Consider the following 26,960-nt stretch of genomic DNA (forward strand, 5'->3'; position numbering starts at 1 on the left):
CGTAGGACCAGCCGGCCCGTCCGCCGCTGGAGCATGACGTAGATCGCAGTTCGGACGCCGCTGACAAACACCCCGTTACGGCACAGGGCCGGCACCGGCGCGGGCCGCCAACGCGCGGCGCAGGTCGTCGTCGGCGTCGGCCACCACTCGGCGCAGTCCCGGCGCGAGGTCGTCGCGGGCCAGCAGGGCCGCGGCCAACTCCCGGGTCTCGTCCGCCACGGCGTAGCGGGGAAACGCCAGCCGAGCGACCTCGTCGGCCACCCACGGGGTACGCCGACCAGCCATCGCCGGCATCTGGGCGAAGTACCACTCCACGTAGGACTCGGTCAGCTCCGCCTGCTCGGGCTGCCAGAACCCGGCGGCGGTGGCGGCCAGCAGCCGGTTGGAGAACTCCTCGTCGCGGACGATGATCTCCCAGGCCCGCGCCTTCGCGGCCGGGTCGGGCAGCGCCGCCCGGCAGGTGGCGGCCTGCTCGGCGCCCTTGGCGCTGCGGTCGACGGCCTCCTCGGTGGCGATCTGCTTGGGGCCGGCCACGCCGAGCACGCAGAGCCGGCGCAGCAGCGTCCAGCGCAGGTCGGCGTCGAGGACGATCCCGTCGGGCAGGTCCTCGCCGGCCAACAGCCCGGCCAACCGGGCGGTGTCGGCGGTGGCGCCGATCAGCCCGCGCAGCGCCGCCAGCCGGACGCCCGGCACGGAGGTGAGCAGCCGGTCGCAGGCCTGCGCCACGTGTCCCAGCGCGGCCAGCCGGGCCTTCGGGTCGAGGTAGCGGTCGATCAGCGAGCGGGACAGCCCGAGCACGTCCTCGACCACCACCACCTCGGTCTCCACCGGCAGGGCGGTGAGGATCAACGCGACCAGGTCGGCGACCGGCCGTTCGGCGTCGGTGACCGCGTCCAGGGTCTCCCCCCAGAGCACCGCCCGGGCCAGCGGATCAGCGAGGCCGGGCAGCACCGCCGGGACGGCGCCGGCCGAGACCGGGTCCAGCCGCACCTTCGCGTACGCCAGGTCGCCGTCGTTGGGCAGCAGCAGCCGGGCGGCCGGCTGGCCGGCCAGTTCGGTGAGCACGGTCCGGCCGTCGGGCGCGGTCGGGTCGAGGTCCACCTCCAGCCGGTCCCGCAGCTTGGTGACCGGCCCGTCGGTGTCGTAGAGCCCGACGCCGAGGCGGTGCGGCCGCAGCACGGGGTGTTGCGGCGGCGCGGTCTGCACGATCGCCACCTCGGCGTACCGGTTGTCGTCGGTCAGGGCGGTCTCGACCCGCAGCGTGTTGACCTGGGCGCGGCGCAGCCAGCCGTCGGCCCAGCTCGACAGGTCCCGCCCGCTGGCCGCCGAGAGCGCGCCGAGCAGGTCGGCGAGGGTGGCGTTGCCGAACCGGTGGGCGGCGAAGTGCGCCCGCAGCCCGGCCAGGAAGGCTTCGTCGCCGAGCCAGGCGACGAGTTGGCGCAGCACGGAGGCGCCCTTGGCGTACGAGATGCCGTCGAAGTTGAGCAGCGCCAGCGCGGAGTCGATCACCTCGTCGGGGGCGACCGGGTGGGTGGAGGGGCGCTGGTCGGCGGCGTACCCCCAGGCCTTGCGCCGCATCGCGAAGGCGGTCCAGGTGCCGTCGAAGCGGGTCGCCTCGGCGGTCACCCGCACGCCCAGGTACTCGGCGAACGACTCGTTCAGCCACAGGTCGTCCCACCAGCGCATGGTGACGAGGTCGCCGAACCACATGTGCGCCATCTCGTGGGCGATCGTGGTGGCCCGGGTCTCCCGCTCGCTGTCGGTGACCGCGGAGCGGTACACGTAGTCGTCCCGGATGGTCACCAGACCCGGGTTCTCCATCGCCCCGGCGTTGAACTCGGGGGCGAAGACCTGGTCGTACTTGCCGAACGGGTAGCGCACCTCGAAGAGTTCGTGGAACCGGTCCAGGCACTGCCGGGTGACGGTGAGGATCTCGTCGACGTCCCGGTCCAGGTGCTCGGCGAGCGACCGCCGGCAGTAGATGCCGAGCGGGATGCCGTCGTGCTCGGCGTGGCGGGAGTGGTAGGGGCCGGCGATCAGCGAGATGAAGTAGGTGGCCAGCGGCGCGGTCGGCGCGAACACCCAACGGCCGGGCGCCGGCCGGTCCGCGACGGTCCCGTTGCCGGCCACCGTCCACTCCGGCGGGGCGGTGACCGCCAGGGTGACCGGCGCCTTCAGGTCGGGCTGGTCGAAGCAGGCGAAGATCCGCTGCCCGTCGTCCAGGAACGACATCGCGTAGAGGTAGGTCTGCGCGTCGGCCGGGTCGACGAACCGGTGCAGCCCCTCCCCGGTGTTCGAGTACGCCATCTCGGCCTCGACGACGAGGACGTTGTCGGCCGCCAGGTCGGTCAGCGGGAGCCGGTTGTCGACCAGCGTGGCCGGGTCCAGATCAGCGCCGTTGAGTCGTACCCCGAGCAGTTGCGCCGGCTTGACCTCGACGAACGTGGCGGCGCCCGGGGTGGCCGCCCGGAAGCGGACCGTCGTGGTCGACCGGAACCGCTCGTCCCCCACCGTCAGATCAAGATCGATCTCGTACGCCTCGACGGCGAGCAGCGCGGCGCGCTGCGCCGCCTCGATACGACTCAGACTCGACATCAGCCCATCCTGCCCGATGATCGGCCCTGCCTGGCGTTAGCCTTTGCACATGAGCGATGCCGCAGCAGAGGAACAGACCGTGGCGCACCACCCGAAGGGTGACTTCGACCTGTCCCGGGCCGTCTGGCAACGGGCCGAGGGAGACGACTCGGAGGGCGCGGTCGAGGTGGCCTTCGTCGACGACCTGATCGGCATGCGCAACTCCGCCGAGCCGGACGGCCCGATCCTCGTCTTCACCCAGGCCGAATGGGACGCCTTCGTCGGCGGCGCCCAGGACGGCGAGTTCGACCTCGACTGATCAGATTATGCCGTGCCGGCGGCCCGGGGCTTCGGTCCCGGGCCGCTTCACCGTATTCACGTTTGCCCTTTATTCTCGGCGAATCGCCGCCATTGCCAGCAGTGGGCCGGTAGCAGCGAGGTTCACGGCGATCTGAAGTGCGATCGGGTGAGTTGATCGTTCTCCCCGGGTTTGCCGGTGACGGGCGGTAGGACCGTACTCACGTCATGCTCACTCCCGGCACCCCGAGCATGTCTCACATCCAATCAACCTCTAGCCTGTCGAATCACTGTGGACCCTTGGTGCTGCGACCTGTTAGGGGCGGATAGGTATGCCGGGACTCAAGAGATCAAGCCGGATCGGCCTGGTGATGGCCATGGTGGCGGCGGTGCTCACACCGATCGTCACCACCACGGCCCCGGCGGCGGCGGTCACGCTGCCGGCCGGATTCCAGGAGCAGGTGGTGTTCAGCGGGCTCAACCTGCCGACCAACATCGAGTTCGCGCCGGACGGCCGGATCTTCGTCGCCGAGAAGGCCGGCCGGGTCAAGGTGTACGACGGCCTCTCCGACCCGACGCCGACCATCTTCGCCGACCTGACCGCGAATGTGCACAGCCAGCACGACCGGGGCCTGCTCGGGTTGGCCATCCACCCGCAGTTCCCGGCCCAGCCGTACCTCTACGTGCTCTACGCCTACGACGCCCCGCCGGGTGAGACCGCGCCGTACTGGAACGACAACTGCTCGGCGGTCGGCGGCACCAACGGCGGCCGGTGCATCGTCACCGGGCGACTGTCCAAGCTGACCGCCGGCAACACCCCGGCCGGCACCGGCACCGCGAACACGATGACCGGCACCGAGCAGGTGCTGGTGCAGGACTGGTGCCAGCAGTGGGCCAGCCACGCCACCGGCGACCTGGCGTTCGGCGCGGACGGCATGCTCTACGCCACCTCCGGCGACGGCGCCAGCTACAACCAGGTCGACTACGGGCAGCTCGGCAACCCGCCGAACCCGTGCGCCGACCCGCCGAACGAGGGCGGCGGCCTGCGGTCCCAGGACCTGCGGACGATGACCGACCCGACCCAGCTCAACGGCGCGGTGCTGCGGCTGGACCCGACCACCGGCGCCGCCGCGGCCGGCAACCCGTTGGCGGCCAGCACCGACGTGAACGCCCGCCGGATCGTGGCCGACGGCCAGCGCAACCCGTTCCGGATGACCGTCCGGCCGGGCACCAGCGAGGTCTGGACCAGCGACGTGGGCTGGAACAAGTGGGAGGAGATCAACCGGGTGGTCGACCCGACCGCCGCCTCCCCCGCGAACTTCGGCTGGCCCTGCTACGAGGGTGCCGCCCGGCAGGGCGGCTACGACGGCGCGAACCTGCCGATCTGCGAGAACCTCTACACCGGCGCCGGCCAGACCGCCCCCTACTACGCGTACGACCACGCGGTGAAGGTGGTCAGCGGGGAAGCCTGCCCGAGCGGCAGTTCCTCGGTCGGCGGCTTGGCGTTCTCGCCGGCCAGCGGCGGCAGCTACCCGGCCACGTACCAGGGGGCGTTGTTCTTCTCCGACTACTCGCGGGACTGCATCTGGGCGATGCTGCCGAATGCGCCCGGCGGGCTGCCGGACCCGGCGAACCGGCAGACCTTCGCCTCCGCCGCGTCGAACCCGGTGGACCTGGCCATCGGCCCAGGCGGCGACCTCTACTACGTCGACCACGGCGGCAACGTACGCCGGATCCGCTACTTCCCCGGCAACCAGCCGCCGCAGGCGTCCATCGTCGCGTCGCCGACCTCGGGTGCGGCGCCGTTGACCGTCAACTTCGACGCGACCGGCTCGACCGACCCGGACCCCGCCGACCAGGGCCAGCTCCGCTACGAGTGGGACTTCACCAACGACGGCACCGTCGACTCGACCGCCGCCACGGTCAGCCACACGTACCCGGCCGGCGGCCCATACACGGCCCGGCTGCGGGTCGTCGACACCCTCGGCGCCGCCGACACCGAGACGGTGCCGATCCAGACCGGCAACAGCATGCCCACCGCCGTCATCGACACCCCGGCGGCGAGCCTGACCTGGGCGGTCAACGACACGATCACGTTCAGCGGGCACGCCACCGACCCGGACCAGGGCACCCTGCCGGCGTCGGCGCTGCACTGGCGGATGCTGCTGCACCACTGCTACACCCTCGACAACTGCCACACCCACGCGCTGCAGGACTTCACCGGAGTGGCCGGCGGGAGCATGTTCGCCCCGGACCACGAGTACCCGTCCTATCTGGAGCTGGTGCTCACGGCGACCGACGCGCAGGGGCTCAGCCACCAGAGCAGCGTCCGGCTGGACCCGAAGACCGTCGACATCACCTTCGATTCCAGCCCGTCCGGCCTGCAGCTCGCCTTCGGCTCCGACACCCAGGTCACCCCGTTCACCCGCACCGTCATCCAGGGGTCCAGCAACACGGTGAGCGCGGTGACACCCCAAACCCTCAGCGGTACGACGTACACGTACGCGAGTTGGTCGGACGGCGGCGCCCAGTCGCACGTGATCACCGCGCCCGCGACGCCGGCCAGCTACGTCGCCACCTTCACCGGTACGCCGGCGACCGTGCTGCTGTCCCGCACCGAGTTGACGGTGACCGGGCAGGACAGCCAGGAGACGGCCGGCGAGAACGGCCGGGGAATCAACGTGCTGGACGGCAACACCGCCACGATCTGGCACACCCAGTGGCAGGCCGCCGACCCGCCGCACCCGCATTGGATCACCCTGGATCTGGGCGCCGCGCACCAGGTGAACCGGCTGTACTACCTGCCACGGCAGAACATGGCGAACGGCCGGATCAGCAGCTACCAGGTCCATCTCTCCTCGGACGGCACCACCTGGGGCAGCCCGGTTGCGGGCGGCACCTTCCCGAACTCGACCGCGGAGCAGACCGTCACGATCGCGCCGACCACGGCCCGCTACGTCCGGTTGACCGCGCTCGGTGAGGTCAACGGCAACCCGTGGACCTCGGTGGCCGAGCTGAACGTCGGTGTCGTACCAACCACCGGCCAGACCCTCGCCGCCGCTTCGACCCCACGCAAATCGTTGGGCGGCGGGTCGGCGGCCGGCCAGTCACCGCCCCGGATCCCAGTCCGCCGGTAGCCGCGCGTCAACGCGACCCCGGTCCCGAGTCGGGGCCGGGGTCGCCGCCGCTCCAGGTGAGACCGCCCGGGCCGTCCGCCCGGTGCGGGCCGGCATGACGTAGTACGCCGGCACAGGTCCCGCCGTCCGGTCCGCGCGCCGCGCAGAACAGTCGTTCGGCCCGGTGCCACTCGTCGGCGTACGACAGCGATCTCGCGCCGAGCGCGATCTCGGTCCGCAGGATGCTCAGCGCCTCGGTGTAGCTGATCGCCTGCGCCCGGGCGTCGTCCATGGTGACCGCGCCAAAGCTGAGGTGCACGGTGAAGGTGGCGGCAGCACCGGCATCCGCCGGGGCAACGTGACCAGGTGGGCCGGTGTGCCGGCCCGGGCGTTGAGGCATCTGCTGTCGGAGCCGCCCGTCCAGCGTCCCGCGACGGCGTCGAAGACCGGTCGGACCGGTGGTCGACGCACGTCGCCGGGCGCCGGCCAGTGCGGCGAGCTGTTGTCGTGGCTGCGGTCCATTCGCGCCCTCCCCTTGAGCCCTGTTTGGAGCCGGTCGTCTGACTCCGGTCGGGGCGCGGAAACCTTGCCGGACGCCGCCGCGCCCCGACCGGCCGGCGACGCCGTAGCCGCCGGAATCACCGAGCACCGCGGCCAACCGGCGAGCACGACACCCGATGAGGCATCCGTCGAGCTGATCGCGGAGGTGGCACAGGGCCACGGCTGAGCCGCGAAGGAGCCCCATGGACCCTCCCACACCCCATTCGCAAGTTGGCGCAAGAGCGCCCGCAGCGGCGAGAACGGTGGTGACTGCGTCGAGGTCGCGGTGGCTGCGGTGGGGGGTGCGGTCGCCAGTGTCGTCGGGGTGCGGGACTCGAAGGACCCGACCGGTCCGATCCTGACCTTCGCCCCCGCCGCCTGGACTACCTTCGTCGCCACGCTGAGTAGCAAGCGCTCCTGACCGCCCGGCACCAACCGCACTCGCACTGCCGCCGCGCCCGGCGCACCGGCACCCCGCACCAATCTCTGAACTCGCATTATGCCTCTCCGTCATAATTATGACGGAGAGGCATAATCAACAAAGAGAATGTCTCGCCGGACCGCATACTTCTGCCCAGGTATGACCGATTTGCTCGCAGATCAGGCGCAGGCAGAGTCGCAAAGCCGCGATCGAAGGGCCGGCCGTCACCGCTATTGCAACGGAACGCGGACCACGATTCCTTTATCGAGGCGCACCGAGCCGTCGAAAACGGCGTTATCTAACGGCTGGCTGCGCCTCGATCGAGAGGCAGTTCCGCCGACGCACACACGGCCCGGTGAGAGAGCGCGCGCCAGGCGGAACCGCACGCCAAGCGGGAGCAGCGGCGTGCTCCGCGATCATGAAGCCGACTGCTACCGTGAACCGGTGCGGATGACGACGAGCAACGGTTGGCGGGCGCCCTGACGGGCGGCCCCTGACGCATCCGCGTACCCGTAGAGACCGAAACGGCCGCCCTCCCGGAGGGCGGCCGTTGCTCGTGTCGGCAGATCCCCGGGACGGGTGACCACCTCCCGGAGGAGCCACCATGACCGTGACCGCACCAACCCGCCCGAAGCGCCGGCTGACTGGCCTCAAACCGACCGGGCACCTGCAGCTCGGCAACCTGCTCGGCGCAATCCGGCCGATGATCCAGGAGCAGTACCGCTCCGACACCATCGCGTTCCTGGCCGACCTGCACGCGCTGACCGTCGAGCACGACCCCGGCGCGATCCGGGCCCGCACCCTGGAACAGGCGACCGCCCTGCTGGCCGCCGGACTCGACCCGGACCGTGCCCTGCTCTACGCGCAGTCCCAGGTGCCGGAGCACACCGAGCTGCACTTCCTGCTGGAATGCGCCACCGGCTACGGCGAGGCGCATCGGATGATCCAGTTCAAGGAGAAGGCGGCGGCCCAGGAACATGTCCGGTTGAGCCTGCTCAGCTACCCGGTACTGATGGCCGCCGACGTGCTGCTGCACGACACCGAGGAGGTGCCGGTCGGCGAGGACCAGCGCCAGCACATGGAGCTGACCCGTACCATCGCGCTCCGGTTCAACGCCCGCTACGGTCCCACCTTCACCGTCCCCGTCGGGGTCGCCCCCGAGGTCGCCGCGCGGGTGATGGACCTGGCCGAGCCGAGGAGCAAGATGGGCAAGACGGGCAACGGGGCCGGCGTCATCTTCCTGCTGGATCCGCCGGAGGTGATCAGACGAAAGGTCATGCGGGCGATCACCGACTCGCACCGCACCGTCGGCTACGAACCGGAGTTCCGGCCGGGGGTGGCGAATCTGCTGACGATCCTGGCGGCCTGCGTCGGTTCGACACCCGCCGCGCTGGCCGGCGACTTCCCGTCGTACGGACCACTCAAGCGCGCCGTGGTCGAGGCGGTCGACGGCCTGCTGCGTCCGATCAGGACCAGGTACAAGGAGTTGGCCCGCGACCCCGGGTACGTGAACCGGGTTCTTGAGGAGGGCGCGGAGCGGGCCAGGGACTCGGCGGCCGGGACCGTACACCGCGCCAAGCGGGCCATCGGCCTGTTGGCCTGAAGCGGCCCCGCGCAGGCTAGAGCGCGTCGTCGAGCAGGATTCGCCGCTGGTCGGCCGGCGTCATCAGGTGTACGCCGATCAGCCGTACGCCGAGCTCGTTGCAGACCCGGTACGACTCGTGGAACCAGACCCGGTCGGGGTCGCTGACCGCCGACGAGCCCGGCCGGGTCAGCACCACGAGCATCCCCCCGTCACCCTCCCGCTCGGCGAGGGCGGTGGCGAAGACGGAGATGGCGTGGGCGCAGTCGGCCGGATCGGGGTCCGGCGGCAGGTGGTCCACCGGGCAGTGCACGCGAACCTGGTTGTCCGCGTCGCAGAGCACGAACCGTACGCCGTGGTTGCCGCGCTCCCAGGGCTCGATCGACGCCATCAGGTGGGCGTCGATCGCCTCGGGGCTGTCCAGAACCGGAGACTCGCTCATGAGACGCCATCGTTGCACCATCTTGGGCCGGATGGGGCCCCGTCGCCCCGATTTTTCCCACGTGGTCGCCGAACGCTACGGCCAGTCAACTCTCTCCGCACCCACGGTGTGGATTGTCGACGTCAGTGCTCGTCGGACGGCGTCCCGCCGACCGTGCTCTGTTCGTCCTCGTCCACCGGCTCCTCGTCCACCGGCTGCCCGGCGGCCGGTTGCTCGTCGGCCGGACGTTGGCGGCGGGCCTTGCGGGCGGCCAACCGGTCGCTGGCCGACGGACGCGACGACCTCTCCTCCAGCCGGGCGTCGGTGCCCCGGCTGCCGGGCACGAAGTCGACCCCGGCGTACAGCGTGGGTTGCCAGTCGAACTCGCGCTCCCCGATCCGGACCAGGCTGCCGGGCTCGGCGCCGGCCTTGGCGAGCTGCTCCTCCACGCCCAGCCGGGCCAGCCGGTCGGCCAGATAGCCGACCGCCTCGTCGTTGTCGAAGTTGGTCTGCCGCACCCACCGCTCCGGCCGCTGCCCGCGCACCACGTACGCGCCGTCGGCGGCGGTCTCGATGGTGAAGCCGGCGTCGTCGACGGCGAGTGGCCGGAGCACGATCCGGGTCGGCTCGGCCACCGGCGTGGCGGCCCGGTCCCGCTCGACCGCCTCGGCCATCGCGAAGGTCAGCTCCCGTAGCCCTTCCCGGGTGGCGGCGGAGACCTCGTAGACCGGCCAGCCCTTGGCCTCCAGGTCCGGCCGGACGATCTCGGCCAGGTCCCGGCCGTCCGGCACGTCGACCTTGTTCAGCACCACCAGCCGCGGCCGGTCCGCCAGCCCGCCGTACGCGCTCAGTTCGGCCTCGATCGCGTCGATGTCGGCCAGCGGGTCGCGGCCGGGCTCCATCGTCGCGGTGTCCACCACGTGCACCAGCACCGCACACCGCTCGATGTGCCGCAGGAACTCCAGCCCCAGGCCCTTGCCGGTGGCGGCACCCGGGATCAGGCCGGGTACGTCGGCGACGGTGAAGGTGTGGTTGTCCGCCCGCACCACCCCGAGGTTCGGCACCAGGGTGGTGAACGGGTAGTCGGCGATCTTCGGCTTCGCCGCCGAGAGCACCGAGATCAGCGAGGACTTCCCGGCCGATGGGAAGCCCACCAGCCCGACGTCGGCGACGCTCTTCAGCTCCAACACCACGTCGAGCTGGTCGCCGGGCTCGCCCAGTTCGGCGAAGCCGGGGGCCTTGCGTTTGGCGTTGGCCAGCGAGGCGTTGCCCCGGCCGCCGCGGCCGCCGCGGGCCACCTCGACGGTGGTGCCGGCGCCCACCATGTCGGCCAGCACCGTCCCGTCGGTGGTCTGCACGACGGTGCCGTCGGGCACCTTGAGGACCAGGTTGCTGCCGTTGGCGCCGTCCCGGTTCGAGCCGGCGCCGCCCTTGCCGTTCTCCGCCTTGAGGTGCGGCCGGAAGTGGAAGTCGAGCAGGGTGTGCGCCTGCGGGTCGACGACGAGCGAGATGCTGCCGCCGTGCCCGCCGTTGCCGCCGTCCGGCCCGCCGAACGGCTTGAACTTCTCCCGGTGGATCGAGACACAGCCGTGCCCGCCGTCGCCGGCCTGCAGATGCAGGACGACCCGGTCAACAAACGTGGTCACGGTGGTACACCTTCCGCAGAGAACGCCGAAGCGGGCCGGGACACCAGGTCCGCGGCCCGCTTCGCCGAAGAAACTAACGCTACGTCGAAACCGAGGTTACTGCTGCGCCGGTACGATGCTGACGGTCTTGCGACCGCGCTTGGTGCCGAACAGGACCGCCCCGTCGGCCAGCGCGAAAAGCGTGTCGTCGCCGCCGCGGCCGACCAGGTCGCCGGGGTGGAACTTGGTGCCGCGCTGCCGGATCAGGATCTCCCCGGCGCTCACCACCTGGCCACCGAACCGCTTCACGCCGAGCCGCTGGGCCGCGGAGTCACGACCGTTGCGCGAGCTGGACGCACCCTTTTTGTGAGCCATCTCAGGTGCCCTTACTTTCCGTTGGAGATGCCGGTGACCTTGATCTGGGTCAGCGGCTGACGGTGCCCCTGCCGCTTGTGGTAACCGGTCTTGTTCTTGAACTTGTGGATGCGGATCTTGGGGCCCTTGGTGTGGGCGGCGATCTCGCCGGAAACCGCGACCTTGGCCAGCTCAGCCGCGTCGGTGACGACCCGGGAGGCAGCGTCGTCGCCGTCGGTCACCAGGAGCACCGCGGCGAGGGTCACGGCGTCACCGGGCTGGCCGGTGAGCTTCTCGACCTCGATCACGTCGCCCTCGGCGACCTTGTACTGCTTGCCGCCGGTCTTGACGATCGCGTACATCGGACGCGGACTCCCTGTCGTTGAGGCTTACTGAGGCTTACTAACGGGTGCGGTCTAACGGGTTCGGTCCGCGGCGCTCGCCACGGCCGCGCGGACGCGGGGGCGGGCAGGCGGAACACGGCGCGGAAATCCGCACCACAGGCAAGGGTACGCCATCGCCCGCCCACCGCCCAAACCGGGTACCCGTCAGCGGCCGCACCGCCGCCGGCCCGGTCGGGGCGCGGCGGTCAGGGACGGGTCCGCCGGCGGGTGCCGCGCCGGGACCGACGCCGGCCACCGGCACCGGCCGGCTCGCCCTCGTCGTCCAGGTCGCCGTTCTCGTCGAGCGCGTCGGGGTCGTCGGCGCCGGCCAGCCGCATCGGCTCGGTCGGCTCCGTCTCGACCCCGTTGGCCAGCTCGGGCGCCTCGTCGAGGTCCGGCGTCGCCATGGCGTTCTCGTAGCGCGACAGGTCGTACCCCATGGTGTCGTCGTCCCCGGCGACCTCGACCACCTCGACGGTGGCCTTCTCCGGGGCGGCGGCCCGCCGACCCCGGCGGCGGCCGGTACTGGTGGTGGTCGTCGTCTCCACGACGGCGGCGCCGTTGGAGGCGGAGGCGACCGCCTTCACCTTCTCGGCGGCGCCCCCGTTGGCGCCGGCCCGCGGCTTCTCCGGCACCGGCTCGGTGTGGATGATCAGGCCGCGGCCCTTGCAGCAGTCGCAGGTTTCGCTGAACGCCTCCAGCAGCCCGGCGCCGATCCGCTTCCGGGTCATCTGGACCAGCCCCAGCGAGGTGATCTCGGTGACCTGGTGCTTGGTCCGGTCCCGGCCCAGGCACTCGGTCAGCCGGCGCAGCACCAGGTCACGGTTGGACTCCAGCACCATGTCGATGAAGTCGATCACCACGATGCCGCCGATGTCGCGCAGCCGGAGCTGCCGGACGATCTCCTCGGCCGCCTCCAGGTTGTTGCGGGTGACCGTCTCCTCCAGGTTGCCGCCGGCGCCGGTGTACTTGCCGGTGTTCACGTCGATGACGGTCATCGCCTCGGTCCGGTCGATCACCAGGTGACCGCCGGACGGCAGGAAGACCTTGCGGTCCAGGCCCTTGAGGATCTGCTCGTCGATCCGCCGCTCGGCGAAGACGTCGGTGGCGCCGGTGTGCCGGCGCAGCCGGGCCACTAGGTCCGGCGAGACGTGCGACAGGTACGACTCGACCATCTCGTACGAGTTCTCGCCCTGCACCACGAGTTCCCGGAAGTCCTCGTTGAACAGGTCCCGGACCACCCGGATCACCAGGTCCGGCTCCTCGTATAGCAGCACCGGGGCGCCGCCACCGGCGGCCTTGGCCTGGATGTCCTCCCACTGCGCCTGCAGCCGCTTCACGTCGCGGGCCAGCTCGTCCTCGCTGGCGCCCTCGGCGGCAGTCCGGACGATCACGCCCGCGCCGTCCGGCACCAGCTTCTTCAGCACGTCCCGTAGCCGCTTGCGCTCGGTGTCGGGCAGCTTGCGGCTGATCCCGGAGGCGTTGCCGTGCGGGACGTAGACCAGGTGCCGGCCGGACAGCGCGATGTGGCTGGTCAGCCGGGCGCCCTTGTGCCCGATCGGGTCCTTGGTGACCTGCACCAGCACCGAGTCCCCGGAGCGCAGCGCCTGCTCGATCGAGCGGGCCCGCCCCTCCAGGCCGGTGGTGTCCCAGTTGACCTCGCCGGCGTAGAGCACCGCGTTGCGGCCCCGACCGACGTCGACGAAGGCGGCCTCCATGCTCGGCAGCACGTTCTGCACCTTGCCGAGGTAGACGTTGCCGGCCATCGTGCCGGCGGAGGCCCGGGTGACGTAGTGCTCGACCAGCACCCCGTCCTCCAGCACCGCGATCTGGGTGCGGTCGCCGCGCTGCCGGACCGCCATCACCCGGTCGACCGCCTCCCGGCGGGCCAGGAACTCCGACTCGCTCAGGATCGGCGGCCGGGTCCGGCGCTGCTCGCGCCCGTCGCGCCGGCGCTGCCGCTTGGCCTCCAGCCGGGTCGACCCGGAGACGCCCTGCACCTCGTCCGAGCTGCCCCGGCGCGGTTCGCGGATCTTGACAACGGTCGGCACGCCGTCGTCGGCCGTACCGTCGGCCTCGCCGGCGCCCTTGCGGCGCCGCCGGCGACGTCGCCGAGTGACTCCGTCGCCGGAGCCGTCGTCCGAGTCGTCACCGTCGGCGGGCTCGGCGTCGGCGGCCTTGGCGGCCGGCTCGGTCTCCTCGTCGTCCGTCTCGTCCTCGGCGGTGCCCTTGCCGCGGCCACGGCCGCGGCGGCCCCGGCGGCGGCGCCGCCGGGCGGCCGACTCCTCGTCGTCGTCCTCGTCCTCGTCGGTCTCCTCGTCGGTGGTCGCGGGGGCCGTCACCTCGGCCTCGGCGGCGACCGGTTCGGCGGTACGTCGGCCACGGCGGCGCCGCCGGGACGACTCGGTCGGCTCCTCCACCGGTTCGTCCTCGGCCGGGGCCGCCGGGGCGGGCTGCGCCTCGACCGTTGCCCGGACCGGCGGCGTCTCCGGCTCGGGCGCCATGAAGAGCACGGTCGGCGGGGTGATGGCGGCCCGGCGGCGGCGGGTCCGGGGCGGCTCCTCCTCGGTGGGTGGGGCCTGCGGGTCCGCCTCGGTGCCGGCCGGCCCGACCGGCTCGGCGGTGGGTACCACCGGGCTCGGCGCCTGGCCGGCTGACCCGACGACCGCCGCGCCCGGAGCGACCTCGCCACCCGGGGCGACCTCGCCTTCGGGGGTGACACCGCCGACGGGGGCGGCACTGCCGGTCCGGGTGGCACCGCCGGTCGGGGCGTCGCCGGCCGGGGTGGCGTCGAAGAGCGGGGCGGCCTCGGGGGCGGCCTTGCGGCGGCGGGTCCGGGTCACCTTGACCGGTGGGGCGTCCGCGGCGGGGGCCTCGGGCTCGGCCGGGGCGGCCGGCGTGAGTGCTTCGGCGGCCGGCGACTCGGGCTTGTCCGCGGTGGTGGCCTTGCGACGCCGGCGGGGGGTCTTCGGGGCCGATTCGGTGTCGCCGGCGACCGGCGCCAGGACGTCGCCGTCCGGCGCCTCGCCGCTCACCATCGTGGTCTCGGCGGGCGCCTCCACCGGAGCGCCGGCCTGCGCCGGCTCGGCCGCCGCCGGAGAGGTGCGGCGGCGGGTGGCGCGGGCTCGCCGGACCGGCGGCGTCGCGACCTCGGCGGGCGGCGCGGCGTCAGCCGTCAGGTTGGTGCCGGTGGGTGTGGTGTCGGCGGTTTCGGGGGTCGGCGTCGCGCCGTTCCGCTCCCCGCCCTCGGGCTCGTTGTCGAGCATTGGACGATCTCCAGTTCTGGCCGCCCCGGGCGCGGGTGAGCGCTGCCACGCAGGGTTGCCGCAAAAGTGTTTCCGGTGACGCGTCGTGGTGCCCGGGCCACCGAAGTCTGCCTACCTGAGCGCTCGCCGATGGCCGGCTAGCGTTCACCAATGACTGCCCCGTCGCGGTCCGCCTCCAACGGATCCACGATCTCCCCCTGCGCGGTCAGCCTGCCCTGCGCCAGCCGGGTCGCGCTTGGCGGCACCGGCGGCTCCAGGTCGGCCACCACGCGGAGGCCAGCTAGGACGTCATCGGGCCGTACGGACGGGGTGACCTGCCGTACGACTAGGTCGAGTATCGCACACGGTACGGCCGTGACCTCGGAAGGTGCCCCGGTTGACTCGATCACATCGATGCGCGTAACTGCAGCCCGGCTGTCGAAGACGCGCCGTCCCTGCTTGGTCAGCCGCTCGACCGGCACCTCCGACGCGGCCCGGAACGCGGCCACGGCCTGCCGCAGCACCGCCGGCTGCACGCCCGGCAGTTCGATCCGCCAGTGCGAGGCGTCGATCCGGTCGGCCAGCCCGCCCGGCCCGGCCCGCACCGCGTCGAGCACGTCCAGGCCCGGCGAGAGCGCCGCGTCCAACGCGGCCCGCAGCGCGGCCGGGTCGACCTCCGCCCGCAGGCCGATCTCCAGGTACTCCGCCTCGCTGGCCACCCCGGTGGGGGCGGCGCTGGCGTACGAGATCTTGGGGTGTGGGGTGAAGCCCTGGGAGAAGGCGATCGGCACGCCTCCGCGGCGCAGCGCCCGCTCGAAGGCGCGGGCGAAGTCACGGTGCGAGGTGAAGCGCATCGGACCGCGCTTGGCGTACCGGATCCGGATCTTCTGGACGACGGGGTCCTGGCCCCCCTCGGGCTGGCGTTTCGCGGCCATCCGGATCACCCCTGGGTGCCGGCGGGCACCCGCAGCCCGGTGTTGACCGGGGTCAGCGGGAGCAGCTTGCGGCCGGTCGGCCCGATCTGGATCTCGGTGTCCATGGACGGGCAGACCCCGCAGTCGAAGCACGGCGTCCACCGGCAGTCGTCCTGCTCGTACTCGGAGAGGGAGTCCTGCCAGTCCTGCCAGAGCCAGTCCTTGTCCAGCCCGGAGTCGAGGTGGTCCCACGGGAGCACCTCGAGCTGCTCGCGCTGGCGGGTGGTGAACCAGTCCAGGTCCACGCCGTAGGCGGGCAGCACCTCGGCGGCGGCGTCCACCCAGCGCCGGTAGGAGAAGTGCTCGCTCCAGCCGTCGAACCGGCCGCCGTTCTCCCAGACCCGCCGGATCACCGCGCCGACCCGCCGGTCGCCCCGCGACAGCAGCCCCTCGATGAGTGACGGCTCGCCGTCGTGGTAGCGGTAGCCGATCGCCCGGCCCAGCGACCGGTCGGCGTTTATCGCCTGCTTGAGCAGGCGCAGCCGGTTGTCGATCACCTCGGGGCGCTCCATCGGCGCCCACTGGAACGGGGTGTGCGGCTTGGGCACGAACCCGCCGATCGAGACCGTGCAGCGGATGTCCTTCGAACCGGTCTCGGCCCGCCCGGCCTTGATCACCTCGTGCGCGAGCCGGGCGATCTGCAGCACGTCGTCGTCGGTCTCGGTGGGCAGCCCGCACATGAAGTAGAGCTTGACCTGCCGCCAGCCGTTGCCGTACGCGGTGACGACGGTGCGGATCAGGTCCTCCTCCGACACCATCTTGTTGATCACCTTGCGGATCCGCTCGGAGCCGCCCTCCGGCGCGAAGGTCAACCCGGTGCGCCGCCCGTTGCGGGACAGCTCCTGGGCCAGCTCGATGTTGAACGCGTCCACCCGGGTCGACGGCAGCGACAGCGACACGTTGGTGCCCTCGTACTGCTGGGCCAGGCCGGAGCACATGTCGCCGATCTCGGAGTGGTCGGCCGACGACAGCGACAGCAACCCGACCTCGTGGAAGCCGGAGTACTCCAGACCCTCCTTGACCATCTGCCCGACGGTGGTGATGGACCGCTCCCGGACCGGCCGGGTGATCATGCCGGCCTGGCAGAACCGGCAGCCCCGGGTGCAGCCCCGGAAGATCTCCACGGCGTACCGCTCGTGCACCGTCTCGGCGAGCGGCACCAGCGGCTTCTTCGGGTACGGCCAGGCGTCCAGGTCCATGGTCGTGCGCTTGTGCACCCGGAACGGCACGTCCGCCCGGTTCGGCACCACCCGCTGGATCCGGCCGTCGGGCAGGTAGTCCACGTCGTAGAAGCGCGGCACGTAGACGCTCTCGGTGCGGGCCAGCCGCAGCAGCATCTCGTCCCGGCCGCCGGGGCTGCCCTCGGCCTTCCAGGCCCGGACGATCTCGGTGATCTCCAGGACCGCCTCCTCGCCGTCGCCGAGCACCGCGGCGTCGATGAAGTCGGCGATCGGCTCCGGGTTGAAGGCGGCGTGCCCGCCGGCCACGATCACCGGGTGCGCGTCGGTCCGGTCGGCGGCCAGCAGCGGTATCCCGGCCAGGTCGATCGCGGTGAGCAGGTTGGTGTAGCCAAGCTCGGTGGCGAACGAGATGCCGAACAGGTCGAACTCACCGACCGGCCGGTGCGCCTCGACGGTGAACTGCGGCACGCCGTGCTCCCGCATCAGCGCCTCCAGGTCCGGCCAGACCGCGTAGGTCCGCTCGGCCAGCACGTCGGGCAGCTCGTTGAGCACCTCGTAGAGGATCTGCACGCCCTGGTTGGGCAGCCCCACCTCGTAGGCGTCCGGATACATCAGCGCCCACCGGACGGTCGCCTGCTCCCAGTCCTTGACCACCGCGCCCAGCTCGCCACCCACGTACTGGATGGGTTTGCTCACCCTCGGCAGCAGCTGTTCCAGCCGGGGCCACACGGAGTTCGCCGCGGGCGTACGCGCGGCGCCGGTCACGGCACTCATGAAACCTCCCGGGACGCCCCAGCCGGAGCCATCCCCACCGAAGACAAAAACCAACCCCCAACGGTACGCGCCCAGCCGGGCAACCGGACCAGTGGGCGCCACCTGGGCCGGGCGGCGGGGTGGCCAGGCGGTACTAATCTTGGTCCGGTGGGAGAGGAGACGTCCGCGATGCCGGAGCCGCAGCCGCAAGCCGGCCAACCCGGCCAGTCGGCGGTCCCGCCCGGCCCACCCGTCGAGCCTGCCAGGCCCGAGCCCACCCGGGCCGAGCCCACCCGGGCCGAGCCGGCGGGCGCCGGGCCCGCGGATCCGGTGGGTGCGAAACCGGACGAGGCGCCGCCGACCAGGCAGGTGCCGCCCCGCTGGACGGGTTCGGCGGCGGTCCCGCCGCCGACTCCGAAGCGGCGGCGCTGGCGCGGGGCCGAGGACGCCACGGCCGGCCCGGTGGTACCGCCGCCCCGGGACCCCACCCTGCACCTGCCGGCCGACGAGCTGCACGACCCGGAGACGCGTACCCCGGTCGACCCGTGGGCGGGCGCCGACGCCGGCCTGTGGGCGGCGCACCAGCCGTATTCGCCGGCACCCCCACTGCCGCCGACCCGCCACTTCCCGGGCACCGCCGTGCCCCACTCCCCCGCCCCGCCACATTCGCCGGTGCCCTCCTACCCGGCGCAGCGGTCCCCCGCGCCGCCCTACCCCGCGCCGCACCAGCCCGCGCCGCAGCAACCGGCGCCGCACCATCGGGCGTACCCGCCGCCGGCGGCGCTGCCGGCCGCGCCCGCCCGGCCGGCGTCGGTCGGCCAGCCGGCGGCGCCGGCCCAGCCGGGCCGGGAGGCGCCCCGCCGCCCCAGGTGGCGCGGACGCGGCCCCGCCGGACCGGCCGCCGGAGGGCCGGCCGGATGGCAGGCCGGGCCGGGCCGGAGCGCCCCGCCGGGCTGGCGGCCGCCGCCCGGGTACGTTCCCGCGCCGCCGCGCCGCCGCCGCACCTGGCCGGGCGTGATGCTGACCCTGACGCTGCTCACCGTCGCCTGCTGCTGCGGCGTGCCCGCCTACTTCGGCAAGCCGATGTGGGAGCAGTATCCGGCCAGCGCCAGCCTGCCGGCCGAGGTGGCTGACCTGCAGTTGCGCGACGACGCGGCAAGTGGCAGCGACGCGCAGCGGCTGGCCGGGGAGATGCGGGCCGCGCACCTGTTCGCCGAGGACACCTTCGCCGGGGTCTACTCGGCGCCGGGCAACAAGCGGATCACGGTCTTCGGCGCCACCGGCTTCCGGTTCAGCCCGGAGTCCGACGTCGAGGCGGAGATGACCCGGCTCGGCGAGCAGTTCGAACTCACCGGCGTCCAGGCGATCGAGACCGGCATCCGGGGCGAATACCAGCGCTGCGGCACTGGCCGGATCGACGGCACCGACGTGGTGGTCTGCGCCTGGGCCGACCACGGCAGCATCGCCGCCGGCGTCTTCACCCGGCTGTCGGTCGAGGACAGCGCCAGGCTACTGGCGGAGCTGCGGACCTGGATCGTGCAGCGCGGCTGACGGCCAACACCAGCTGATCGTTGTGATCCGGCACACACCAGACAGGCCCGCTCGGCAGGGAAGAAAACCGTCAGGCGGTGCACAATCGGGTGATGCTGCTGCGGCGCTGGCTTTTCGCTGACCAACTGGGGCCGCATTTCCTCGACGACCCGAACCAGCCGGTGCTGTTGATCGAGTCGAAGGGGGTCTTCCGGCGGCGGGCCTTCCACCGGCAGAAGGCACACCTGGTGCTCTCGGCGTTGCGGCACCGGGCGGCCGAGCTCGGCGACCAGGCGGTTCACCACCGGGTGGAGACCTACCGGGCCGGGTTGACACAGCTCGGCGAGTCGGTCGACGTCTGCCACCCGACCTCGCGCCGGGCCCGGGATCTGGTCCGCTCGCTACCCGAGGTGCGGATGCTGCCGCCGCGCGGCTTCATCACCAGCCCCGAGGACTTCGTCGGCTGGGCCGACGAGCGGCGCGGCACGCTGCGCCTGGAGGAGTTCTACCGGTACGCCCGGCGCCGGCACGGCGTCCTGATGGACCAGGGCGGTCCGCTCGGCGGCCGGTGGAACCTGGACGCCGACAACCGGCAGCCCCCGCCGTCGGGCGCCGCCCGCCTGGACGTGCCGCCACCGCCGGCGATCCAGGAGGACGAGATCGACGAGGCGGTACGCCGGGACCTGGACCGGTGGGCCGGGGAGGGCATCCGGTTCGTCGGGCGGGACGGGCCGCGCCGGTTCCCGGCCACCCGGGCCGAGGCGGTGGCCCGGCTGGAGCACTTCGTGGCGCACCGGCTGCCGATGTTCGGGCCCTACGAGGACGCGATGCTCGCCGCCGACCCGCTGATGGCGCACAGCGCGCTCTCGTCCTCGTTCAACCTGGGTCTGCTCGATCCGATGGCGGCGGTGCGGGCCGTCGAGCAGGCCCACCGGTCCGGCGCGGCGCCGCTGGCCAGCGCCGAGGGGTTCATCCGGCAACTGCTCGGCTGGCGCGACTACGTCTGGCACCTCTACTGGTACTTCGACGCCGGCTACCGGGCCACCAACCGGTTGGCCGCCCGCCGGTCGCTGCCCGCCTGGTTCGCCGACCTGGACGCCGACGCGGTCGGTGCCCGCTGCCTGGCCGACGTGCTGGCCGGGGTCCGGGATCGGGGGTGGGTGCACCACATCCCCCGGCTGATGGTGCTCGGCAACTACGGCCTGCAGCGCGGCTGGCGCCCGTCGGACCTGGTCGACTGGTTCCACCGCTGCTTCGTCGACGGCTACGAGTGGGTGATGACCGCGAACGTGGTGGGCATGAGCCAGTTCGCCGACCTGGGCCGGATCACCACCAAGCCGTACGCGGCCGGCGGGGCGTACCTGAATCGGATGAGTGACTACTGCGGCGGCTGCCGGTACGACCCGCGCCGCCGGCTGGGCGACGAGGCGTGCCCGTACACGGCCGGCTACTGGGCCTTCCTGGCCGGCTCGCGGGAGCGGCTGCACGGCAACGTCCGGATGAACCGGGCGCTGCGGCAGCTGGACCGGCTGGAGGACCTGCCGCAGGTGGTGGCGCAGGAGAAGGAGCGCGGCTCCCGCGCGCCGTGACGCCGGGGCGGGCCGGTCAGGCTGCCGGGTCGCCGTTGGTCGGGCGTTCGCGGGCCGGGGCGTACCGGTTCACGTACTCCTGGCCGGTCAGCTTCTGGATCTCCATCATCACTTCGTCGGTGATCTGCCGCAGCGAGCTGCGGTCCTCCGCGCGGCCGGTGAAGTCCATCGGCTTGCCGAACCGGACAATTGGTCGCCCGGCGCCGAGCCGGGGCACCCGGGTGCCGATCGGCTGGATCTTCTCGGTGCCGATCATGCCGACCGGGATCACCGGTACGCCGGCCGCCATCGCCAGCCGGGCCACCCCGGTCCGACCCCGGTAGAGCCGCCCGTCCGGGGAACGGGTGCCCTCCGGGTAGATGACCACCAGGTCGCCGCCGCGCAGCACCGGGACGGCGCCGTCGAACGCCGACAGCGCGGCCCGCCCGCCGGCCCGCTCGACCCGGATGGCGCCGAGCCCACCGATCACCGAGCGGCTCAGCCAACCTCGGAAGCCGGTGCCGGTGAAGTACTCGGCCTTGGCCCAGAACGCGAGGTGGCGGGGTACCACGGCACCGAGGAAGAGTTCGTCGGCGACCGACAGGTGGTTACCGGCGAAGATCGCCCCGCCGGTCGCGGGAACGTGTTCCAGCCCTTCCACTTTCGGGCGCCAGCCCAACAGCAGCCCGTTGCCGACGGTGAGCTTGCCGATGGTGTAGAGCAGCGGCACGGAACCTCCGGGATGGGGTGCGGAACGGAGGCTGTCACGGTAACCGACGCCCGCCCGTCACGCGCGGTCGACCGTCCCCGCAGCCGGGCCGCCCCGCAGCCTGGGGGGTGCCAGCCCGGCGGCCGGCACCCCCCGGGCTCACCGCCGGGTCGGTGCCGGCAGCGTCACCGACCACAGCGAGGTGCCGTCGCGGTCGCGCAGGTGCACGGTGAAGGCACCGGAGCGGCCGTCGATGTTCACCTCGCCGAAGTGCTGGAATCCCTCGGCCGGCGAGGTGTTCGCCCGGGGCGGGGCGTTGACGAAGACCGCCCGGGGGCCGAAGGTGCCGTCCAGGGCGTTCGGGCCGAACGCGCCGGCGTGCGCGGGCCCGGAGACGAATTCCCAGAACGGGGTGAAGTCGGCCACCGCGGCGCGCGCCGGGTCGTAGTGGTGGGCGGCGGTGTAGTGCACGTCGGCGGTGAGGAAGACGATCCCGGTCACGCCGCGCCGGTGGGCGGTGGTGAGGATCTCGGCGAACTCCAGTTCCCGGCCGGCGGGCAGACCCGGGTCGCCCTGCGCGATCCCCTCCTGGGCGGCGGCGCCGTCCGGCACCACCAGGCCGAGCGGCAGGTCGGCGGCGATCACCTTCCAGGTCGCCCGGGACCGGGTCAGTTCCCGGGTCAGCCAGGCCCGCTGGTCACGCCCCAGCAGGCCCCGGCGCGGGTCGGCGTAGGTGTTGCCGTCGTTGGCGTCCTTGTAGGTCCGCATGTCCAGCACGAACACGTCGAGCAGCGGCCCGTACGACAGTCGCCGGTAGAGCCGGTCGTCGGACGGGGTGGGCAGCCACTCGTGGAAGGCCCGGCGGGCGCGGCGGGCCAGCACGTCGACCCGGGTCTCGGCGTACCGGGAATCGGTCAGGATCTCCCCGGGGTACCAGTTGTTCGTCACCTCGTGGTCGTCCCACTGGTTGATCTGCGGCACCTCGGCGGCGAACGCGCGCAGGTGCTCGTCGAGCAGGTTGTAGGCGAACTGGCCCCGGAACTCGCCGAGCGTCTCGGCGACCTTGCTCTTCTCCTCGGTGACCAGGTTGCGCCAGATCCGCCCGTCCGGGAGGGTCACGGTCTCGGTGAGCGGGCCGTCGGCGTAGACGGTGTCGCCGCTGCAGAGGAAGAAGTCCGGGCGGACCGCCCGCATCGACTCGAAGATCCGCATCCCGCCGTACGCGGGGTCGATTCCCCAGCCCTGGCCGGCGATGTCGCCGGTCCAGACGAACCGCAGGTCGCGGCGCTGGCCGGCGGCCGGCGCGGTGGTCAGCTCACCGGTCAGCGTCTCGCTGACCAGGCCGTACCGCTCGGTGCTCTCGACCCGTACCCGGTAGTGCAGCCGCCGGCCGGGTGGCAGGCCGCGCAGCCGGAGCTTGCCGGTGAAGTCGCTGTCCGGGCCGAGTACCGGTCCGCGGATCTGCCGGGCGCCGCGGAAGTCGGGGCGGGAGCTGATCTCCACCCGCAGCCGCCCGGCCCGGTCGGCCCGGGTCCAGACCACCGCCGAGTCGGCCGTCGCGGCGCCGCTCTGGATGCCGTGGGTCAGCACCGGGCGCCCCGCGGGTCGCCAGCCGGGGAAGCCGAGCGGTCCGGCGGCGGGGGCGCCGGCGCCGCCGAGCAGCGCGCCGCCGGCCAGTCCGGCGCCGGTGGCCAGTCCGGCTCGCAGCAGGGTACGTCGATCAAGTGCGGTCATTCGGGGTCCTCCGGCAAAACGCGGAAATGAGACACCTGTGGTGTATCGATCCCACGTGGCGCGCCGGCCGGCTCCCGGTGACCGTTTCCCGAACCGCTGGCGAACGCCAGCCGGTCAGCCCAGGTCGGGGAACCAGAGGGCGATCTCCCGCTTGGCGCTGTCCACCGAGTCGGAGGCGTGCACCAGGTTCTCCCGGTTGGACAGGGAGAGGTCGCCGCGGATCGTGCCGGCCGCCGCCTTGCGCCCGTCGGTGGCCCCGACCAGGCCGCGTACGACGTCGATCACCTGGTCTCCGGAGAGCACGAGCGCGACCAGCGGTCCGCCGGTCATGAACTCGCGCAGCGGCGGGTAGAACGGCTTCTCCAGGTGTTCGGCGTAGTGCGCGTCGGCGAGGGCGCCGTCCATCGCCCGTAGCACCATCGCGTCCACGGTGAAGCCCTTGCGCTCGAACCGGCCGAGGATCTCCCCGACCAGGCCGCGCCGCACGGCGTCGGGCTTGATCAGGACGAGGGTACGCTCGACCGGACTGCTGCTGGACACGCTGATTCCTCCTGGACAGGGCCGGGTACTAACGGGCATGGTCAGCCTAGCGAGCCCCCGGGCGGGATCCGTGGCCGGCCGTGTCAACGCTCCGGTCTTCCCATTCCCGGGCGACCGGGCCTAGCCTGGCCCTAACCAGGGAGGTCCACTGTGGCAGACGGCACCCGTCGACAGGTCGCACCGGTGCGCAAGCTCGTCGCCGCCGTGCTCGGCACGGTCGCCACCTTCATCGTGCTGTTCGGCGCCGGCATGTCGAGCTGGACCATCGTGGCGCTCGGGGTGGCGCTGCTGGTCCTCTCCGTCGCCCTGGTGCTCGTCACGTCGGTGCGCAGCGGCGCGCGCGCCTGGGTGACCGGGATCGGCCATGTGCACAGCGTGTCGGAGCCGCCCGCGTCATCGACGTTCGGCCGCTGCGAGCTGCAGATCGTGATCGACGCGCCCGGCCTGCCGCCCCGCTCGATAAAGGTGCGCGACCCCCGGGTGCCGGTGGCCAAGTGGCCCGACCCGGGCGCCACCCTGCCGATCATGGTCGCGATCGACGACCAGCGGCACGTCCGGATCCTCTGGGACGAGGTGATGACGCACGCGGAGGCGGCCGCCCGGGGCGGGCTCCCGCCGGAGTTCGACGACTACGACCCGGCCGCCGACGACCTGCTGATCGAGGAGGACGCCCCGCCCTGGGAGCAGCGGACGCCGGACGAGGACTATCTGGGGCCGACCGCCGGTGAGCGGATGGCCGCCGACCTGCCGGCCGAGGGCGGTCGCCGCTACGAGGAGCCGGTGGTGGTACGCCAGACGCCGGGCGGCACCCTGGTGTTGGAGGGCACCGTGGTCGAGCCGTCCCCGGCGACGCCGCTACCCCGCCGCGCCAAGCCCAGCCCCGGCCCCTCCGTCACCAGACCGAGCCCCGCCCCCGCTGCCGCCCATTCCGGCCCGGCCGCTACCGTCGCCCAGCCCGGCCCCGGCCCGACGATCGCCCAGCCCGACCCGGGTCCGTCCGGCTCGGAGTCGGACCGCGACCCGGACGCCGCGATGCCTGACGTCGCCACTCCGGCGGCAACCGGATCGACCGGCCCGGTCGCCTCGGCGTCCGCCCCGCCGCTCGACGAGATCGACATCGACATCGACGGCCCGCCGGCCGCCTACTCCCCTCGGTCCGGCTCGGCGCCGTCCTCCGCCGACCCGACCGGCCCGTCGCCATACGTGACCGACAGCTACCAGTCCACCGGGGACATCCCGCCGCCCGGTCCCGGCGGGCCGGACCCCGTTGGCGGTGAGCCTGTTGGCGACGCCGCGGACGACGATCCGATCCTGGCCGGGCTGCCGGACGCTCCCCCCGGGGGCGCGGCCGGCGACACCGGCCGCCCGATTCACGGCGTCGGCATCACCCTGCTGGTGGCCGATCTGGACCGGTCGGTGGCCTTCTACCGGGACATGCTCGGGTTCCTGGAGATCGACGGCGGCGAGGGGAACGCGGTGCTCGCCTCCGGCGCCACCCGGATCGTGCTGCGGGCCATCCGGGACGTCGCGCCGATCAACCGCCGGTTGGTGCACCTCAACCTCGATGTCGACGACGTCGAGGCCGCCCACGCCGAGCTGAAGGCCAAGGGCGTCCGGTTCACGTATGCCCCCCGCGCGGTGAACCGGGGCGCCAAGCTGGAGCTCTGGGCCGCCGCGTTCCGCGACCCCGACGGCCACGGCATCGCCCTCACCCAGTGGCGCGACCGCCAGCCCCGCTGACCGGGGTGCGGCGGCGGGGACGTTAGCCGAGGATGCTGCGCCGGACGTGCAGCACGTAGGCCCAGACCAGGCCGAAGATGATGCCCAGGGCGCCGAGTGCCGGGTGCAGCAGGCCGGCGGCCAGCAGCAGCACCTGCAGGGCGGTGCCGCCGTGCCAGGCCCACCGGCGGCGCAGCAGCCCGGCGAGCAGCACCGCGCCGACCGCCAGCGCGACGATCGCCCCGATCGCCGGTCCGGTCAGCTCGCCGCCGAGCATCCGGATCGGCTGGATCGCCAGCAGCAGCACCAGCGCCTCCAGCACCAGCGAGCCGGCGCCGAGGCCCCGGACCGCCCGGACCGGGTCGCGCAGCCCGGATCTCGGCGCCGGCCCGGTCATCGCTTCAGCAGGTGCCGGGCGTCGGCAACGGTGGCCACCGAACCGGTGACCACCACCCCCACGCCGCTCAGCTCGCCCTGCACGTCGGTTTCGGCGAGCCCGACGGCCGCCTCGATCGCGTCCGGCATCCCGGCCGCCACCTCCACCCGTTCCGGTCCGAAGACCTCCGTCGCCAGCTCGGCCAGCTCCGCCACCGGCATCGCCCGGGGTGAACTGTTACGGGTCACCACCACCGCGTCGACCACCGGTTCGAGCAGCTCCAGCAGCCCGGCGGCGTCCTTGTCGGCGAGCACCCCGACCACCGCGATCAGCCGGCTGAAGGCGAACTCCTCCTGCAGCGCGGTGACGGTGGCCGCCATCCCGTGCGGGTTGTGCGCCCCGTCGAGCAGGATCGTCGGAGCGGACCGTACCCGCTCCAGCCGGCCCGGCGCGGAGGCGCCGGCGAACCCGGCCCGGACCGACTCGACGTCGAGCTGCCGGTTCGCGCCGGCGCCGAGGAACGCCTCGACGGCCGCCAGCGCGATCGCCGCGTTCTGCGCCTGGTGGGCGCCGTGCAACGGCAGAAAGATCTCGTCGTACGCGCCGCCCAGCCCCTGCAGGGTGAGGACCTGGCCGCCGACCGCCACCGAACGCCGCAGCACCCCGAACTCGGCGCCCTCCCGCGCGACGGTGGCGCCCACCTCGACGCAGCGTTCCAGGATCGGTCGGGCCGCCTCCTCCGGTTGGGCGGCCAGCACGACCGTGGCCCCGGAGTGGATGATGCCGGACTTGGCCAGCGCGATGTCCTCCAGCCGGTCGCCGAGCCATTCGGTGTGGTCGAGCCCGATCGGGGTGAGCACGCAGACCCCGGCCTGCAGGACGTTCGTGGCGTCCTCGGCGCCGCCGAGGCCGACCTCGACGACGGCCACGTCGACCGGGGCGTCCGCGAACGTCGCGAACGCCAGGGCGGTGGTCATCTCGAAGTAGGTGAGTGGTTCGCTCGACTTCTGGTCGACCAGCTCGGCCAGCGGCGCGATCTCCCGGTACGCGCCGACGAACCGCTGTTCGCTCACCGGTTCCCCGTCCAGGCTGACCCGCTCCCGCACCGTCTCCAGGTGCGGGCTGGTGTAGCGGCCGGTGTGCAGCCCGAACGACCGCAACAACGAGTCGATCATGCGGGCGGTCGAGGTCTTGCCGTTCGTCCCGGTCAGGTGGATCGACGGGTACGCCCGCTGCGGGCTGCCCAGCAGGTCGAGCAGCTGTTCGATGCGGCCCAGGTCGAAGACCATCCGGGTGAAGCCGCGCTGGCTCAGCTCGG

The 26,960-nt window shown here is 72.8% G+C and carries 20 protein-coding genes and 1 pseudogene; 7 read left to right on the plus strand and 14 right to left on the minus strand.

Translation table 11 applies throughout. The annotated features are described in order from the left end of the window. Positions 1-75 precede the first annotated feature (75 nt). Positions 76-2,595 (minus strand): aminopeptidase N, encoded by a 2,520-nt coding sequence (pepN, locus tag O7627_RS25990; RefSeq protein WP_278096095.1) that lies wholly within the window; start codon positions 2,593-2,595, stop codon positions 76-78. Between the two features lie 79 nt (positions 2,596-2,674). Here pepN and O7627_RS25995 point away from each other — a divergent pair, with 79 nt between their 5' ends. Both O7627_RS25995 and O7627_RS26000 read left to right on the plus strand, forming a co-directional pair. After that, complete coding sequence (locus O7627_RS25995) at positions 2,675-2,893, plus strand: DUF397 domain-containing protein (RefSeq protein WP_278098438.1); 219 nt, start codon at positions 2,675-2,677, stop codon at positions 2,891-2,893. A gap of 310 nt (positions 2,894-3,203) precedes the next feature. Continuing rightward, a complete protein-coding gene (locus O7627_RS26000; protein ID WP_278096096.1) occupies positions 3,204-6,008 on the plus strand; it encodes a PQQ-dependent sugar dehydrogenase in 2,805 nt (934 codons plus the stop codon). Between the two features lie 7 nt (positions 6,009-6,015). On the opposite strand, the gene O7627_RS26005 is transcribed toward O7627_RS26000, so the two are convergent. Continuing rightward, the gene (locus O7627_RS26005) at positions 6,016-6,306 is read right to left on the minus strand and encodes a hypothetical protein (protein WP_278096097.1); all 291 of its coding nucleotides are present in this window, start codon (positions 6,304-6,306) and stop codon (positions 6,016-6,018) included. Between the two features lie 447 nt (positions 6,307-6,753). Between O7627_RS26005 and O7627_RS26010 the strand changes: the two are divergent. After that, positions 6,754-6,948 (plus strand): annotated as a pseudogene (locus O7627_RS26010) (DUF397 domain-containing protein); the annotation flags it as partial. 604 nt (positions 6,949-7,552) lie between these two features. After that, on the plus strand, positions 7,553-8,551 hold the full coding sequence (gene trpS, locus O7627_RS26015; protein ID WP_278096098.1) for a tryptophan--tRNA ligase: 999 nt from the start codon (positions 7,553-7,555) through the stop codon (positions 8,549-8,551). Between the two features lie 16 nt (positions 8,552-8,567). Here the strand turns inward: trpS and O7627_RS26020 are convergent, their stop codons facing one another. From O7627_RS26020 to O7627_RS26050, 7 genes are all read right to left on the minus strand, one after another. Then, entirely contained in the window at positions 8,568-8,972 is a 405-nt protein-coding gene (locus tag O7627_RS26020; protein WP_278096099.1) for a hypothetical protein, read from the minus strand. A gap of 122 nt (positions 8,973-9,094) precedes the next feature. Then, on the minus strand, positions 9,095-10,597 hold the full coding sequence (gene obgE / locus O7627_RS26025) for a GTPase ObgE (RefSeq protein WP_278096100.1): 1,503 nt from the start codon (positions 10,595-10,597) through the stop codon (positions 9,095-9,097). 96 nt (positions 10,598-10,693) lie between these two features. Further along, positions 10,694-10,951: a 50S ribosomal protein L27 gene (rpmA, locus tag O7627_RS26030; RefSeq protein ID WP_278096101.1), complete on the minus strand. Its 258-nt coding sequence runs from the start codon at positions 10,949-10,951 to the stop codon at positions 10,694-10,696. Between the two features lie 11 nt (positions 10,952-10,962). After that, entirely contained in the window at positions 10,963-11,292 is a 330-nt protein-coding gene (rplU, locus tag O7627_RS26035; protein ID WP_278096102.1) for a 50S ribosomal protein L21, read from the minus strand. Between the two features lie 227 nt (positions 11,293-11,519). Further along, positions 11,520-14,579: an Rne/Rng family ribonuclease gene (locus O7627_RS26040; protein WP_278096103.1), complete on the minus strand. Its 3,060-nt coding sequence runs from the start codon at positions 14,577-14,579 to the stop codon at positions 11,520-11,522. Positions 14,580-14,716: 137 nt separating this feature from the next. After that, positions 14,717-15,493 (minus strand): TIGR03936 family radical SAM-associated protein, encoded by a 777-nt coding sequence (locus O7627_RS26045; protein ID WP_278096104.1) that lies wholly within the window; start codon positions 15,491-15,493, stop codon positions 14,717-14,719. Positions 15,494-15,498: 5 nt separating this feature from the next. Next, entirely contained in the window at positions 15,499-17,487 is a 1,989-nt protein-coding gene (locus O7627_RS26050; protein WP_278096105.1) for a TIGR03960 family B12-binding radical SAM protein, read from the minus strand. A gap of 168 nt (positions 17,488-17,655) precedes the next feature. On the opposite strand from O7627_RS26050, the gene O7627_RS26055 reads away from it, so the two are divergent. After that, entirely contained in the window at positions 17,656-19,017 is a 1,362-nt protein-coding gene (locus O7627_RS26055; RefSeq protein WP_278096106.1) for a hypothetical protein, read from the plus strand. 77 nt (positions 19,018-19,094) lie between these two features. After that, positions 19,095-20,585: a cryptochrome/photolyase family protein gene (locus O7627_RS26060; RefSeq protein ID WP_347404676.1), complete on the plus strand. Its 1,491-nt coding sequence runs from the start codon at positions 19,095-19,097 to the stop codon at positions 20,583-20,585. A gap of 16 nt (positions 20,586-20,601) precedes the next feature. Here the strand turns inward: O7627_RS26060 and O7627_RS26065 are convergent, their stop codons facing one another. From O7627_RS26065 to ndk, 3 genes are all read right to left on the minus strand, one after another. After that, positions 20,602-21,294 (minus strand): lysophospholipid acyltransferase family protein, encoded by a 693-nt coding sequence (locus O7627_RS26065; protein WP_278096107.1) that lies wholly within the window; start codon positions 21,292-21,294, stop codon positions 20,602-20,604. A gap of 138 nt (positions 21,295-21,432) precedes the next feature. Beyond that, complete coding sequence (locus O7627_RS26070; RefSeq protein ID WP_278096108.1) at positions 21,433-23,007, minus strand: alkaline phosphatase D family protein; 1,575 nt, start codon at positions 23,005-23,007, stop codon at positions 21,433-21,435. A 114-nt stretch (positions 23,008-23,121) separates the two neighbouring features. Further along, the gene (ndk, locus tag O7627_RS26075) at positions 23,122-23,547 is read right to left on the minus strand and encodes a nucleoside-diphosphate kinase (RefSeq protein ID WP_278096109.1); all 426 of its coding nucleotides are present in this window, start codon (positions 23,545-23,547) and stop codon (positions 23,122-23,124) included. 150 nt (positions 23,548-23,697) lie between these two features. On the opposite strand from ndk, the gene O7627_RS26080 reads away from it, so the two are divergent. After that, complete coding sequence (locus tag O7627_RS26080) at positions 23,698-25,287, plus strand: VOC family protein (protein WP_278096110.1); 1,590 nt, start codon at positions 23,698-23,700, stop codon at positions 25,285-25,287. 22 nt (positions 25,288-25,309) lie between these two features. On the opposite strand, the gene O7627_RS26085 is transcribed toward O7627_RS26080, so the two are convergent. Together O7627_RS26085 and O7627_RS26090 are read right to left on the minus strand one after the other, a co-directional pair. Further along, positions 25,310-25,663, minus strand: a complete 354-nt coding sequence (locus tag O7627_RS26085) for a DUF4233 domain-containing protein (protein WP_278096111.1) — start codon at positions 25,661-25,663, stop codon at positions 25,310-25,312. Then, a complete protein-coding gene (locus O7627_RS26090; protein ID WP_278098440.1) occupies positions 25,660-26,931 on the minus strand; it encodes a folylpolyglutamate synthase/dihydrofolate synthase family protein in 1,272 nt (423 codons plus the stop codon). Before O7627_RS26090 ends, O7627_RS26085 begins: the two co-directional genes overlap by 4 nt. Between the last annotated feature and the right edge of the window lie 29 nt (positions 26,932-26,960).

Source organism: Solwaraspora sp. WMMD1047 (genome assembly GCF_029626155.1).
Taxonomy (GTDB): Bacteria; Actinomycetota; Actinomycetes; order Mycobacteriales; family Micromonosporaceae; genus WMMD1047.

Excerpts from the sequence above, each read along its gene's own strand:
- pepN (WP_278096095.1), bottom strand. The coding sequence starts at position 2,595 with ATGTCGAGTCTGAGTCGTATCGAGGCGGCGCAGCGCGCCGCGCTGCTC.
- O7627_RS26000 (WP_278096096.1), top strand. The coding sequence starts at position 3,204 with ATGCCGGGACTCAAGAGATCAAGCCGGATCGGCCTGGTGATGGCCATG.
- trpS (WP_278096098.1), top strand. The coding sequence starts at position 7,553 with ATGACCGTGACCGCACCAACCCGCCCGAAGCGCCGGCTGACTGGCCTC.
- O7627_RS26020 (WP_278096099.1), bottom strand. The coding sequence starts at position 8,972 with ATGAGCGAGTCTCCGGTTCTGGACAGCCCCGAGGCGATCGACGCCCAC.
- rpmA (WP_278096101.1), bottom strand. The coding sequence starts at position 10,951 with ATGGCTCACAAAAAGGGTGCGTCCAGCTCGCGCAACGGTCGTGACTCC.
- rplU (WP_278096102.1), bottom strand. The coding sequence starts at position 11,292 with ATGTACGCGATCGTCAAGACCGGCGGCAAGCAGTACAAGGTCGCCGAG.
- O7627_RS26040 (WP_278096103.1), bottom strand. The coding sequence starts at position 14,579 with ATGCTCGACAACGAGCCCGAGGGCGGGGAGCGGAACGGCGCGACGCCG.
- O7627_RS26045 (WP_278096104.1), bottom strand. The coding sequence starts at position 15,493 with ATGGCCGCGAAACGCCAGCCCGAGGGGGGCCAGGACCCCGTCGTCCAG.
- O7627_RS26050 (WP_278096105.1), bottom strand. The coding sequence starts at position 17,487 with ATGAGTGCCGTGACCGGCGCCGCGCGTACGCCCGCGGCGAACTCCGTG.
- O7627_RS26055 (WP_278096106.1), top strand. The coding sequence starts at position 17,656 with ATGCCGGAGCCGCAGCCGCAAGCCGGCCAACCCGGCCAGTCGGCGGTC.
- O7627_RS26070 (WP_278096108.1), bottom strand. The coding sequence starts at position 23,007 with ATGACCGCACTTGATCGACGTACCCTGCTGCGAGCCGGACTGGCCACC.
- O7627_RS26085 (WP_278096111.1), bottom strand. The coding sequence starts at position 25,663 with ATGACCGGGCCGGCGCCGAGATCCGGGCTGCGCGACCCGGTCCGGGCG.
- O7627_RS26090 (WP_278098440.1), bottom strand. The coding sequence starts at position 26,931 with ATGGTCTTCGACCTGGGCCGCATCGAACAGCTGCTCGACCTGCTGGGC.